The sequence below is a fragment of the Dokdonella sp. genome (assembly GCF_036518555.1).
In the GTDB taxonomy this organism is placed as follows: domain Bacteria; phylum Pseudomonadota; class Gammaproteobacteria; order Xanthomonadales; family Rhodanobacteraceae; genus Dokdonella_A.
Genome location: NZ_DATDMY010000255.1, coordinates 1 through 12,997 on the forward strand (window position 1 = coordinate 1; position 12,997 = coordinate 12,997).

11 protein-coding genes and 1 pseudogene are annotated in these 12,997 nt (G+C 68.0%); 7 read left to right on the plus strand and 5 right to left on the minus strand.

Annotated features, from left to right (window positions below; all coding sequences use genetic code 11):
* From VI238_RS13920 to VI238_RS13930, 3 genes are all read left to right on the plus strand, one after another.
* Nucleotides 1-252: lytic transglycosylase domain-containing protein (locus tag VI238_RS13920; protein ID WP_331652377.1), on the plus strand; the 252-nt coding region annotated here is incomplete at its 5' end.
* Between the two features lie 184 nt (nt 253-436).
* Nucleotides 437-1,192 carry a class I SAM-dependent methyltransferase gene (locus VI238_RS13925; RefSeq protein WP_331652379.1) on the plus strand — a complete coding sequence of 252 codons (756 nt, stop codon included), beginning with the start codon at nt 437-439 and terminating at the stop codon, nt 1,190-1,192.
* 112 nt (nt 1,193-1,304) lie between these two features.
* Entirely contained in the window at nt 1,305-3,014 is a 1,710-nt protein-coding gene (locus tag VI238_RS13930) for a hypothetical protein (protein ID WP_331652382.1), read from the plus strand.
* A gap of 124 nt (nt 3,015-3,138) precedes the next feature.
* On the opposite strand, the gene VI238_RS13935 is transcribed toward VI238_RS13930, so the two are convergent.
* Nucleotides 3,139-4,299 carry an acyl-CoA dehydrogenase family protein gene (locus VI238_RS13935; RefSeq protein WP_331652384.1) on the minus strand — a complete coding sequence of 387 codons (1,161 nt, stop codon included), beginning with the start codon at nt 4,297-4,299 and terminating at the stop codon, nt 3,139-3,141.
* 166 nt (nt 4,300-4,465) lie between these two features.
* Nucleotides 4,466-5,263, minus strand: a complete 798-nt coding sequence (locus VI238_RS13940; protein WP_331652386.1) for a hypothetical protein — start codon at nt 5,261-5,263, stop codon at nt 4,466-4,468.
* A gap of 112 nt (nt 5,264-5,375) precedes the next feature.
* Between VI238_RS13940 and VI238_RS13945 the strand changes: the two genes are divergently transcribed.
* From VI238_RS13945 to VI238_RS13960, 4 genes and pseudogenes are all read left to right on the plus strand, one after another.
* Nucleotides 5,376-6,302: a metalloregulator ArsR/SmtB family transcription factor gene (locus VI238_RS13945; RefSeq protein ID WP_331652388.1), complete on the plus strand. Its 927-nt coding sequence runs from the start codon at nt 5,376-5,378 to the stop codon at nt 6,300-6,302.
* A complete protein-coding gene (locus VI238_RS13950) occupies nt 6,299-7,432 on the plus strand; it encodes a homocysteine S-methyltransferase family protein (protein ID WP_331652390.1) in 1,134 nt (377 codons plus the stop codon). Before VI238_RS13945 ends, VI238_RS13950 begins: the two co-directional genes overlap by 4 nt.
* A gap of 82 nt (nt 7,433-7,514) precedes the next feature.
* Nucleotides 7,515-10,220, plus strand: a pseudogene (metH, locus tag VI238_RS13955) (methionine synthase); the annotation flags it as partial.
* Nucleotides 10,221-10,294: 74 nt separating this feature from the next.
* Nucleotides 10,295-10,984, plus strand: coding sequence for a hypothetical protein (locus tag VI238_RS13960; protein ID WP_331652392.1), 690 nt, complete (start codon nt 10,295-10,297; stop codon nt 10,982-10,984).
* 15 nt (nt 10,985-10,999) lie between these two features.
* Here VI238_RS13960 and VI238_RS13965 read toward each other — a convergent pair whose 3' ends face one another.
* From VI238_RS13965 to VI238_RS13975, 3 genes are all read right to left on the minus strand, one after another.
* Nucleotides 11,000-11,329, minus strand: coding sequence for a lipid-A-disaccharide synthase N-terminal domain-containing protein (locus tag VI238_RS13965; protein WP_331652394.1), 330 nt, complete (start codon nt 11,327-11,329; stop codon nt 11,000-11,002).
* Between the two features lie 349 nt (nt 11,330-11,678).
* A complete protein-coding gene (gene phaC, locus VI238_RS13970) occupies nt 11,679-12,746 on the minus strand; it encodes a class III poly(R)-hydroxyalkanoic acid synthase subunit PhaC (protein ID WP_331652396.1) in 1,068 nt (355 codons plus the stop codon).
* Nucleotides 12,747-12,760: 14 nt separating this feature from the next.
* Nucleotides 12,761-12,997 (minus strand): hypothetical protein (locus VI238_RS13975; RefSeq protein WP_331652398.1); only part of this gene is annotated, 237 nt, incomplete at its 5' end.

The following is a 12,997-nucleotide window of genomic DNA, read 5'->3' on the forward strand; positions in this document are numbered from 1 at the left end:
CCGTTCGACGCGAAGCAGTCGATCCTCGCCGGCGCGAAGCTGCTGAAGTCGCTGTGGACGCGTTACGAAGGCGACCTCGTGCTCGTCGCCGCCGCCTACAACGCCGGGGTCGGCGCGGTGGCGCAGTACGACGGCGTGCCGCCGTATGTCGAAACGCAGGAATACGTCGCCAAGGTTCAAGCCCTGCACGCTCGCTACCGCGAGGCCATGAAGCTGCCGCCGCTCTCCGGCCAACTCGCCCCAGCCCAATAGGTCCGATCCCCTGTGGGAGCGGCTTCAGCCGCGATGCTCCTGCCTTACCCCTGCTTCCCGAAGCATCGCGACTGAAGTCGCTCCCACAAACATCACGCCCAAGCACGTCGCCCCTGACGGATGCAGGCGAGTCGCGCGCAGTCGCCTGATAGAATTGCCGCCCTGCCTGCCCACGACGATTCCGATGAGCGCCGACGAACAACGCATCCTCGACAAGACCTGGTTCTACCGCTTCACGCTGCCGAGCGGACGCGTGACGAACACGTACGACGACGGCGCGCTCGACCAGATCCACGAGAGCCGCCTCGAGATGCTCCGACGGGTCGTCGGCGAGCGCTTCGGCGCCTCGCTCGCGGGCCACGACGCGATCGACATCGCGTGCCACCAGGGCTGGTTCTCGACCAAGCTGCTGGAAATGGGTGCCGACCGCGTCGTCGCGGTCGATGCGCGCGCCGAGCACGTCGCCGACACGAACACGATCCGCGAAGCACTCGGCCTGTCGAAACTGTCGGTGCTGCAGTCCGACGTGCACGTGCTCGACCAGCGTGGCCTTGGCCAGTTCGACCTCGTGCTCTTGCTCGGCCTCATCTACCACCTCGAGAATCCGATCGGTGCGCTGCGCCAGGCGCGCGCGCTCACGCGCCACCTGTGCGTGGTCGAGACGCAGGTCGTGCCCGGCTTGAGCGGCATGGTCGACTACGGCAGCTACCGCTTCGTGCGCCCGCTCAAAGGCTCGTTCGGCATCATCGACGAAACCGACGACACGCATGGCCCGGAAGCGAGTACGACCGGCATCTGCCTCGTGCCGAGCCTCGAAGCGCTGTTCTGGATCATGCGCAAGGTCGGCTTCGGCCGCGTGGAACTCGTGCCGCCGCGCGCCGACGGCTACGAACAGCTCGTGCACGGCAAGCGCGTGATGGTCGCGGGCTACGTCGACTGACGCGAAGCGGGCGCTGTCGGCGGCGCTTCGCTGCCGCGCGTGTCGCATTTCGCAACACTCGAGCGTTCCCCGGCGTAGGATGCGCCCGCATCGCAACGGGGAGGCGTGCACGATGAATGGATTCGGATACTGGCGCGGCATTGCGCTCGCGACGGCCTTGCACGCAGGCAACGCGCACGCAGCCATCGTCGTCGACCTCTCGTTCGTCGACCAGCAATCGGTCGAATTCCAGCGATTCAAGGGCTTCGTCGACGCCGCGGTCGCCGGCAATCCCGGCTACGGCTTCTCCGCGGCCGATGCCGCCTACATGTACAAGCTCACCGCGCAGGCGCAGTACGCGACGCTCGCGGTGCAGACGGTCGAGGCGCAGGTCGTTGCTGCGGAAGCGGCGATCGCGGGGGGCGACGCGCCAGACATCGCGGGCGACCAGTACCTCGAAGTCGGGCCGATGATCGAGGATCTCGCGCTCACCTACGACTGGTGCGCGAGCCAGGTGACGCCGACGCAGCGCACGCGCTGGGGCAGCTACGCCGAGCAGGCGGTCTGGAACATCTGGCACCACGACCAGGCGCAGTGGGGTGGCCATCCGCATCCGTGGCCGGGCTGGGGCGTCGACGATCCGGCCAACAACTACCACTACAGTTTCCTGCGCGCGACAATGTACTGGGGCCTCGCCTCGAACAGCGCCACGTGGCACGACCTGCTGCAGGACGTGCGCTGGCCGGAACAGCTCGCCTACACCGCGACGATCCCCGGCGGCGGCAGCCAGGAAGGCACGGCGTACGGCCTGTCGCACGGCACGCTGTTCATGCTCTATCGCGTCTGGCACGACTCGACCGGCAGCGACATCGGCAATGCGAACGCACACGTGACCGACAGCATCGCGTGGTGGCTGCATTCGACCGTGCCGACGCGGGATCGCGTGGCCCCGATCGGCGACCAGGCGCGCGTGTCCGAACCGGTGATCTACGACTACCACCGCCATCTGGTGCTCGAGGCACGCCGGGTGTCGAACGATGCGACCGCGCAGGCGAACGCCTCCTGGTGGCTGCACACCATTTCCGATCAGGACATGGAAAGCGGCTTCAATTATCGGCACAACCTGCTGCCCGCGGGTCCGGCCGGCACGCCACCGGCGCAACTCGTCTACCACGCGACCGGTACCGGCCAGTTGTTCGCGCGCACGGGCTGGGACACCGGCGCGATGTGGCTCGCGTTTTCCGCCGGCCCGTACGTGCAGAGCCATGCGCACCAGGACCAGGGTGCGTTCACCCTGTTCGAGGGCGACTGGCTCGCCGCGACCGAGAACATCTGGACGCACAGCGGCATCCAGCAAGGCACCGACACGAACAACGTCGTGCGCTTCGACCACAACGGGACCACCGTGCCTCAGCGCGAAGGCACGACCTCGACGATGACGGTCACGCCCGGTGCCGGCGGTGCGGTGCACGCGGTCGCCGACCTCACGCCTGCCTACGACGGCGACGCTGCCGTGACGTCGTGGCATCGCACGATCGACTTCGCCGATCGCAAACTCACGGTCACGGATGCGTTCTCGCTCGGCGCCGGCACCACCGCGACGTTCCAGGTCAACACGCCCGTGCAGCCGGTCGTCAATGGCCTCGTCGCGATCGCGGGACCGCTGAAGATCCGCGTGATCGCGCCCGCGAACGCGACGCTGAGCACGCTCGACTGGACCACGCGGAGCGACGGGAACGAAACCTTCAACTCGGGCTGGCGCCTCGATGTGCACGGCGGCACGACCGGCTACGTCGTCGAGCTCAGCACGACCGATACGATCTTTGCAGACGGTTTCGACTGACGCTCCCGGCGCAGCGAACGTCGTTCGCACTGCGGCCGGCGAAGCGAAGCATCGTGCCGTCGGACATGCACGACGGATCCCCGCCTTCACGGGGATCTGATGCCAGGACACCCGGATCGGCTGTTCAGCGCACGCCGGTTTCGTTGCGCGCGATCACCAGGCGCTGAATCTCGCTCGTACCCTCGTAGATCTCGGTGATCTTCGCGTCGCGGAAGTAGCGCTCGAGCGGCATTTCCTTCGAATAGCCCATGCCGCCGTGGATCTGCACGGCCTGGTGCGTGATGAACATCGCGGCTTCCGACGCGTAGAGTTTCGCCACCGAGGCCTCGGTGCTGAAGCGCCCGCCGTTCGCTTCGGCCTGCGTCTTCGCGAACGCCGCACGCAACACGAGCAGGGTCGCCGCGTCGAGACGGCACTTCATGTCCGCGATCTTCGCCTGGATCATCTGGAACGAGCCGATCGGACTGCCGAACGCCTTGCGCTCGCGCGCCCATGCGAGGCTCGCCTCGTACGCGGCGCGCGACAGGCCGACCGCCTGCGAGGCGATGCCGATGCGACCGGCATCCAGCACGCCCATCGCGATCGCGAAGCCCTTGCCCTCGGGCCCGAGCATGTCGGCCGCCGGGCAGACGTAGTCGCTGAATTCGATCTCGCAGGTCGCGGACGCGCGAATGCCGAGCTTCGGCTCGGTCTTGCCTGCATGGAAGCCCGGCCGGGCCGTGTCGATGATGAACGCGGAGACGCCCTTGGCGCCGATGCCCGGCGTCGTGATCGCGAACAGCACGATGTACTTCGCCACCGGACCCGACGTGATCCAGCTCTTCTTGCCGTTGATGACCCAGTCGCCGCTCGCGTTCTTCGTCGCGCGCGTGTGCATCGCCGACGCGTCCGATCCCGACTGCGGTTCGGTCAGCGCGTAGGCGCCGATCGCCTCCCCGGTCGCGATCGCGCGCACGTATTTCTGCTTCTGTTCCTCGGTGCCGTACTTGAGGATGCCGTTGCAATAGAGCGAGTTGTTGACCGACATGATCGTCGAATGCGCACAGTCGGCCGCCGCGATCTCGATCATCGCCAGCGCGTAGGCGATCGTGTCCATCGCCGCGCCACCGTACTCGTGCGGAACTTCGATGCCCATGAGGCCGAGCTGCCCCATCTCGCGGATGTTGTCGAGCGGGAATTCGCCGGACTTGTCGAGTTCGGCCGCGACCGGCGCGATGCGCTTCTGCGCGAAATCGCGCGCGATGGCCTGGATCGACAGCTGGTCGTCGGTGTAGCGGAAGTCCATGGAAGCTCCTGCAATGCGATCGAATGATGAGCCCGGCGTCATTCCCGCGAAATCGGGGACCACGCGCCCTCGGTGCGCGATCGGGCCTGGCCAAGGCGACGGGATCCCGCCTGCGCGGGAATGACGGGACGAGACGTCAGGTCGCGATTTTAGCGGTTCCGCAGGCTCAGCGGGCGGCGAAGTCGCACGGCGGTCCGGCCAGCCTCTGGTCGAGGATCCACGGCAGCAGCGCGTCCTCGGCGTACGCGCGCGGCCAGATCACGTGCCTGCCGCCCGCATACTCGGTGTACCGAGGCCGCCCTCCCATCGCGCGCAACGCGCGCACGACCGCGCGCGATCCGACCATCGCGCCGTCATAGCCCTTCTCGACGTCGGTGTCGTCATCGTCGCTGCCGTGGAACACCCATTGCGGCACGTCGCGGATCGGGCCGAGCCCCGCGAGCTCGGTCATGCCCGACATCGGCACGCCCGCGGCGAAACAGCGCGGCCAGGCCTTGAGCGCGTCCCATACGCCGGTGGCGCCGTCGGAGATGCCGGTGAGGTAGATGCGCCGAGGATCGATAGGCCAGCGCTGCAACGCGTCGCGCACGACCGCCGCCACGCGCGCGGGTGGCCAGTAGGCGTCGGTCGTCTGCGGCGCGACGTAGACGAGCGGGATGCCGTGGGCACGCGCGGCATCGACGAGCTCGAACGAGCCGTTGCCGCTACCCGCGAGCTGCGACTCGTTGTCGGTGCCGTCCTGCCAGTCGCCGTGCAGGAACACGAGCAAAGGCAACTTCTCGCCGTCGCGGCGCCCGTCGGTGACGACCGCTCGATACGGCACGCGCAGCGCATCGGCGCTCCAGTACTTGCCGAGCTCGGCGTCCTCGAGCGCATTCGCGCAACGACCTGCGGCGACGAGCGCCACGCCCAGGCAGGCATGCAACGCGAGGACGAAGCGCCTCGCACGATCACGTAACGGCATGCGCCAAGGATACCCGGACCGTCGCGCCGACGCGCCGCCGCATTGACGATCCGCGCCGCAGCCGCTACTCTCCCCCGCTTACATCTTTCAATCAAGATGAAAGGATAGATCAGTGGATCTGGCCGCCACCTCGGCGCTGCTGCGGCTGCTGTCCGACCCGACGCGCGTGCGCCTGCTGGCCCTGCTCCAGCGCGAGGAACTGACCGTGGCCGAGCTGTCGGCGGTGCTGCGACTGGCGCAGCCGCGCGTCTCGACGCACCTGGCCAAGCTCAAGGAAGCCGACCTCGTGCGCGACCGTCGCGCGGGCGTGTCCTCGTACTACCGCTACAACGGCGAACTCGACGCCCGGGAAGGCGCGTTGTTGCGCGCGCTCGAGGACGGCGTCGACGACGCGCTGCTGCGCGACGACGAGCGCCGTCTGCCGGGCGTGCTCGCCAAGCGCGCGCGCGCCGAAGGCTGGGCCGACAGCGTCGCCGGCGACATGGAGCGCCACTACTCGCCCGGCCGCACGTGGGAAACGCTCGCGCGCGGCATGACCCAGCTCGTCGAGACCGGCGACGTGCTCGATGTCGCCTCGGGCGACGGCGTGCTCGCCGAACTGCTCGCGCCGCGTGCGCGCTCGATCGTCTGCGTCGACGCCAGCCCACGCGTGGTCGAGGCGGCGCGCCAACGCCTCAAGGGCTACGCCAACGTCGAAGTGAAGACCGGTGACATGCACGCGCTCGACGTTCCGGCGGGCCGCTTTGACCTGGTATTGCTCATGCACGCCCTCACCTACAGCGAGCGTCCCGTCCAGGTCGTCGCCGAAGCCGCACGCGTACTGCGAAAGGGCGGGCGCATGCTCGCCGCGACGCTCGGCCGCCACGCGCATCGCACCGCGGTCGAGCCGTTCGAGCACCGCAACCTCGGCTTCACGGCCGAGGAACTGGTGGGTTTTGCGCGCGCTGCCGGCCTCGAGGTGGTCGCCTGCGAGCGGCTCACGCGCGAACGTCGGCCGCCGCATTTCGAAGTCATGAGCCTGCTCGCGAGGAAACCATGAGCCATCGCCTGCCCTACCTGAATCCCGCGCGCGTGAGCGCGCTCGAGGACGCGCTCGCGCGTCGCATCCTCGTCATCGACGGTGCGATGGGCACGATGGTGCAAGCGTACAAGCTCGACGAGGCCGACTATCGCGGCGAGCGCTTCGCGCACGGCTTCGATGCGGCGCGCGAGCCGCGTTCGAACGACCCGGCCGGCGGTGTGGGGCCACATGCAGGGCATGCGCACGATGCATCGCACGGGTGCGACCTCAAGGGCAACAACGACCTGCTCGTGCTCACGCGCCCGGACGTGATCGCCGCGATCCACACGGCCTACCTCGACGCCGGCGCCGACCTCGTCGAGACGAACACCTTCAACGCGACCTCGATCAGCCAGGCCGACTACCACCTCGAGCACCTCGTCCACGAACTCAACCTCGCGGGCGCGCGGCTCGCGCGCGCCTGTTGCGACGCGGCCGAAGCGAAGGACCCGTCGCGTCCACGCTTCGTGATCGGCGTGCTCGGCCCGACCAGCCGTACCGCCTCGATCAGCCCCGACGTGAACGATCCGGGGTTCCGCAACACGAACTTCGAGGAGCTGCGCGCAGCGTATCGCGACGCCGCGCGCGGGCTCGTCGACGGCGGCGCCGACATCCTCATGGTCGAGACGATCTTCGACACGCTCAATGCGAAGGCCGCGCTGTTCGCGATCGAACAGGAGTTCGATGCGCGGGGCGGTCGCTTGCCCGTGATGATCTCGGGCACGATCACCGACTTGTCCGGCCGCACGCTCTCGGGCCAGACCGCCGAAGCGTTCTACGCCTCGGTCGCCCACGCGCGGCCGTTGTCGGTCGGGCTCAACTGCGCGCTCGGCGCGAAGGAACTGCGCCAGTACGTCGACGTGCTTTCGCAGGTCGCCGACTGCCGCGTCAGCGCCCACCCGAACGCCGGCCTGCCGAATGCATTCGGCGAGTACGACGAAACGCCCGCCCAGATGGCCGCGCTGATCGGGGAGTTCGCGCGCAGCGGCCTGCTCAATCTCGTCGGCGGCTGCTGCGGCACGACGCCGGCGCACATCGAGGCGATCGCGAAGGCGGTGGACGGCGTCCCGCCGCGCGCACTGCCCTCGCCGATCGGTATCGCCGCCTGACGACGCGTCCGTGATCCCGGCGCACGCCCGGGACCGTCGCCTCGATCGGACGACGCCGTAACGACGAACAGAGAACCCACGAACGATGGCAGCTCCGCCCCGCTACACCCGCCTCTCCGGCCTCGAGCCGCTCGTCCTCACGCCCGAACTCCTGTTCGTCAACGTCGGCGAGCGCACCAACGTGACCGGCAGCGCGCAGTTCCGCAAGCTCGTCAAGGAAGAGCGCTACGCCGAGGCGGTCGAGGTCGCGCGTCAACAGGTCGAGAGCGGCGCGCAGATCATCGACGTCAACATGGACGAGGGCCTCATCGATTCGGAAGCCGCGATGACGCGCTTCCTCAGCCTCATCGCATCCGAACCCGACATCGCACGCGTGCCGGTCATGGTCGACTCGTCGAAATGGAGCGTGATCGAGGCGGGCCTGCGCTGCCTGCAGGGCAAGGGCGTGGTCAACTCGATCTCGCTCAAGGAGGGCGAGGAGGCGTTCATCGAACAGGCGCGCAAGGTGCTGCGCTACGGGGCCGCCGCGGTCGTGATGGCGTTCGACGAGCAGGGCCAGGCCGACACCTGCGCGCGCAAGGTCCAGATCTGCACGCGTGCCTACCGCATCCTCACCGAGCGGGTCGGCTTCCCGCCCGAGGACATCATCTTCGATCCGAACATCTTCGCGATCGCGACCGGCATCGAGGAACACGACAACTACGCAGTCGACTTCATCGAGGCGACGCGGATCATCAAGCAGACCCTGCCCGGCTGCCACGTGTCGGGGGGCGTGTCGAACGTCTCGTTCTCGTTCCGAGGCAACGAAACCGTACGCCAGGCGATCCACGCGGTGTTCCTCTACCACGCGATCGCCGCGGGCATGGACATGGGCATCGTCAACGCGGGCGCGCTGCCGATCGTCGACGACCTCGACCCGGAGCTGCGCGAACGCGTCGAGGACGTCGTGCTCAACCGGCGCAAGGACGCGACCGAGCGCCTGCTCGAGATCGCCGAGCGCTACAAGGCCGGCCACCGGGAATCGGCAAGCGGCAATCGCGAGAAGCTCGCCTGGCGCGACAAGGATGTCCGCGGACGGCTGTCGCACGCGCTCGTGCACGGCATCGACGAGTTCGTCGAGATCGATACGGAGGAGGCTCGCGCGCAGAGCACTCGCCCGCTCGACGTCATCGAGGGGCCGCTCATGGACGGCATGAACGTCGTCGGCGACCTGTTCGGCGCCGGCAAGATGTTCCTGCCGCAGGTGGTGAAGTCGGCGCGCGTGATGAAGAAGGCGGTCGCCTACCTGCTGCCGTACATCGAGGCCGAGAAGGCGCGCACGGGCGACACCGGCAAGTCGAACGGCAAGATCGTGATGGCCACGGTCAAGGGCGACGTGCACGACATCGGCAAGAACATCGTCGGCGTGGTCCTCCGCTGCAACAATTTCGACGTGATCGATCTCGGCGTGATGGTCCCGGCGCAGAAGATCCTCGATACCGCGGTCGCGGAGCGTGCCGACATGATCGGCCTGTCGGGCCTCATCACGCCCTCGCTGGAGGAAATGAGCCACGTCGCGAAGGAGATGCAGCGCCAGGACCTGCGAATCCCGCTGCTGATCGGCGGCGCGACGACGTCGCGCGCGCACACGGCGCTGAAGATCGAACCGCACTACAGGTCGCCGACGGTGTGGGTGAAGGACGCCTCGCGCGCGGTGGGCGTGGCGCAGTCGCTGGTGTCGAAGGACCTCGTCGACACGTTCATGCGGAAGGTGCGCGCCGAGTACGCCGAGATCCGCGAGCGACACAAGGACCGTGGCGGCGCCAAGCGCCTCGTCCCGCTCGCGAAGGCGCGCGAGCAACGCTTCGACGGCGGCTGGCCGGACTACGTACCCCCGGCGCCGAAACAGCCGGGCATCACCGTGTTCGACGACTACCCGCTCGGCGAACTCGTCCAACGCATCGACTGGTCGCCGTTCTTCAACGCGTGGGAACTCGCGGGGCGCTACCCGGCGATCCTCGACGACGCGGTGGTCGGCGTGCAGGCAAAGGAGCTGTTCCGTGATGCGCGCGCGATGCTCGATCGCATCGTCGCCGAGAAATGGCTCGTCGCGCGCGGCGTCATCGGCTTCTGGCCCGCGCATTCCAGCGGGGACGACATCGAGCTCGGCGACGGAGCGGGACGGCGCATCGCGACGCTGCACCACCTGCGGCAGCAGGCGGACAAGCCCGCGGAGCGGCCGGACTTCTGCCTCGCCGATTTCGTCGCGCCCAAAGCGGCCGGGCGCAGCGACTGGGTCGGCGCGTTCGCGGTGACCGCGGGCATCGGCATCGAGGCGCACCTCGAACGCTTCGAACGCGAGCACGACGATTACTCGTCGATCATGTTGAAGGCCCTCGCCGACCGGCTCGCCGAGGCGTTCGCCGAGCGCCTGCACGAACGCGTACGACGCGAGTTCTGGGGCTACGCTCCGGACGAGTCCCTCGGCAACGACGACCTCATCGACGAGAAGTACCGCGGCATCCGCCCTGCTCCGGGCTATCCCGCGTGCCCGGACCACACCGAAAAGGCGACCCTGTTCCGCTTGCTCGACGCGACGCGCAACGCGGGCATCGAACTCACCGACGGATACGCGATGACGCCCACTGCTGCCGTATCCGGCTGGTACTTCGCGCATCCTCGGAGCCAGTACTTCGTGGTCGGGCGCCTCACGAAGGAGCAGGTCGAGGATTACGCGAAGCGCAAGGGTTGGTCGCTCGCCGAGGCGGAGCGCTGGCTTGCGCCGAACCTCGACTACGACCCGGAGTAGCGCCGCATCCGGCCGCGTGGCGCCGCGCCGGGCGCACGGCGCCGCAACCGCGGCGCCCGTGCCGCCGCGGTGCGATGTCCCCGCCCGGCATTCCCTTCGGCATCAAGGAAACCTCACGCGTGAGTAGCAGGATCTGCGCACTGGCCGCCCTGGTCGTCCTCGTATCGGGCTGCGGAAGCAACTTGCCCAAGGGGACGTACGTCCCGGTCGATTCGCAGACGACCCGGGCGCTTCAGGGCGGCACCGTGCAATTGTCGGCAAAGCCGACGCCGGGGTTCCGGCATTTCACCGCCGGCGACCAGGCAGCCATGACGGTGGGCATGTTGTTCGGCGCCATCGGGGGCGGAATCGGCGCTGCGGCGGCGATCAAGCACTCGGAAAATGCGGGCGCGGCGCTCGTCGCCGAAAACGCGATTGCCGACCCTGCGCCGGTGCTCGCCGAAAAGGTCCGCGAACTGCTCGCGACGAAATACGGCAGCGCGTTCGGCGAGTCGAACCGCAACGTCACCGTAGCCGTCGATTTCTGGTCGCTGACCAAGGGGGGCGTGGTGTTCGGCGCCTCCGTCGCCCTGTCCGATGCCCCGGCAGGCGTCCCGAACAGGAAGCCGCTCGCGCTGGGACAATGCCGCTACCGTTCGGCGGGCGGAAACGCGGCGCCGACCGAAGACCAGTTGCTCGCGGACCACGCGGAGAAACTCAAGGCGGAACTGGGTTCAGCGCTCGATTACTGCGTCGACGAGTTTCGACGGAAACTCTTCCCCTGACTCCGCACGCGCGTCTCAGCCCTCTTCCGATCCGCCCGGGCTCACGACTTCGGGCTCGTGGTGGCGCACGTGCACGTAGACGTTGTAGACCGACACGAACATCGGGAACGCGTTCTGCAGGATGCCGACCGAATCGTTCTTGCCCCAGATGAAGTACGCGAGCGTCATCACGCTGCCGACGATCGACAGGTACCAGAACGACATCGGCATGACGACGCGTTTCGATTTCTTCGTCGCATAGAACTGCACGAACCAGCGCGCGGTGAACAGGAACGTGCCCAGCAGGCCGATCAGTTTCCACGGCGTGATCGTGAGACCGTACAGGCTGAACAGGACGTCGCTCATGGCAGGCTCGCGCGGGTCGGCTCGGAGGGAAGCCGATAGCATGCCCGAAGCGTGCTTTCGGCGTGGTTTCGCCGCGACCGCCAGCCTTGACGGGGCGGCGAGCCCATGCGCAGAAGGATGCGCTTCCAGTGGGAGGCAGCGGCTCGCTACGGCCTCGAGCCGCCCTACGGTACTTCGCAACGACACATGGCGCAGTCGGCAGGCACGGATCAAGCCGCGCAGCGCCGGCCCCGCCTCGAACGGCCGTGACCGACGGTGCCGGCCGCGACGGTCGCGGCCGAAGCGCGACGGGGCGGCGCCCACGGCGATGACCGCTGCGCTGCGGAACCGGCCCGAGCCGTCGTGACCGTCAGCGCGCGCGTTGCGCGAGCCAGTCGTGGATCGCGGTCGGCACCTCGCGCTGGGCGCGCCCCGACACGTAGATGCCGATATGCCCGCCGCGGAACGCGATCTGCGTGTAATCGTCGGTGCCGACGTGCTCGCCGAGGACGCGCGACGCCGACGGCGGAACGAGGTGGTCCTGTTCGGCGAAGACATTGAGCACGGGCATGGTCACGTCGGCGAGGCTCACTTCGCGCTCGCCGATCCTGAGGCCGCCCTTGACCAGCTTGTTGCCCTGGTAGAAGTCCTTGATGAACTGGCGGAACGCTTCGCCGGCCTGGTCGGGCGAATCGAATATCCACTTTTCCATGCGCAGGAAGTTCTCCATCTCGACCTTGTCGTCGAGGATGTCGACGAGGCCGATGTACTTCTGCTGGTTCAACCTGACCGGCTTGAGCATGAGGTAGCAGAGGTTCATGAGATCGGCCGGCACGTTGCCGAGGGTGTCGACGAACAGGTCGACGTCGAGCTTCTGCACCCAGTTCGAAAGCATGTTCTCCGGCGTCTGGAAGTCGACCGGCGTCACCATCGTGATGAGGTTCTGCACCTTGTGCGGGTGCATCGCGGCGAAGCACAGCGAGAATGCCCCGCCCTGGCAGATGCCGAGCAGGTTCACCTTGCGCACGCGCGCGTGGCGCGCGACCGCGTCGACCGATCGCGCGATGTAGCCGTTGATGTAGTCGTCGAGCGTGAGCCAACGGTCGGCGAGGTCGGGGTAACCCCAGTCGATGAGGTAGACGTCCTCGCCCTTCGCGAGCAGGTTCTTGACGAGCGATCGATCGTCCTGCAGGTCGACCATGTACGGGCGGTTGACGAGTGCATAGACGATGAGGATCGGTACTTTCGCGGTGGGCGGGCGCTCGCCGCGGAAGCGGTACACGACGAGCTTGTCCTCGCGGTAGATCGCTTCCTTCGCAGTCGCGCCGAAGTCGACGTCGTCGACTTTGCGCAGCGTATCGATCGCAGCGGCGAGCTTGCGTTGGGTGGTCAGCGCTTCGTCGAGCGCCTTGGTCGGTTCGATCTTGATCGGGCCCATGTCGCGTCCTCGCCTCAATGCTTCTTCTTGCCGCTCTTGCGCGGCTTGCCGGCCTTGTCGGCGGTGTCGGCGCCCTTGCCGGCGCGGGATCCGAGCGACGCATCGGCGAACCTGGCGATGCGTGAAGCGAAGTTGCCGGGTGCGACGGCCGCGACGGCGCGCTCCGAGCGGGCTTCGCGCCCACGCCGCTTGGCCGCCTTCTTCGGCACCGGAGCGGCACCCTCGGCCGTGCGGGGAGGCCTGCGGACGCG

What these genes read in the sequence shown, in the direction of transcription:
- VI238_RS13925 (WP_331652379.1), top strand. Translation starts at nt 437, where the DNA reads ATGAGCGCCGACGAACAACGCATCCTCGACAAGACCTGGTTCTACCGC.
- VI238_RS13930 (WP_331652382.1), top strand. Translation starts at nt 1,305, where the DNA reads ATGAATGGATTCGGATACTGGCGCGGCATTGCGCTCGCGACGGCCTTG.
- VI238_RS13935 (WP_331652384.1), bottom strand. Translation starts at nt 4,299, where the DNA reads ATGGACTTCCGCTACACCGACGACCAGCTGTCGATCCAGGCCATCGCG.
- VI238_RS13940 (WP_331652386.1), bottom strand. Translation starts at nt 5,263, where the DNA reads ATGCCGTTACGTGATCGTGCGAGGCGCTTCGTCCTCGCGTTGCATGCC.
- VI238_RS13950 (WP_331652390.1), top strand. Translation starts at nt 6,299, where the DNA reads ATGAGCCATCGCCTGCCCTACCTGAATCCCGCGCGCGTGAGCGCGCTC.
- VI238_RS13960 (WP_331652392.1), top strand. Translation starts at nt 10,295, where the DNA reads ATGTCCCCGCCCGGCATTCCCTTCGGCATCAAGGAAACCTCACGCGTG.
- VI238_RS13965 (WP_331652394.1), bottom strand. Translation starts at nt 11,329, where the DNA reads ATGAGCGACGTCCTGTTCAGCCTGTACGGTCTCACGATCACGCCGTGG.
- phaC (WP_331652396.1), bottom strand. Translation starts at nt 12,746, where the DNA reads ATGGGCCCGATCAAGATCGAACCGACCAAGGCGCTCGACGAAGCGCTG.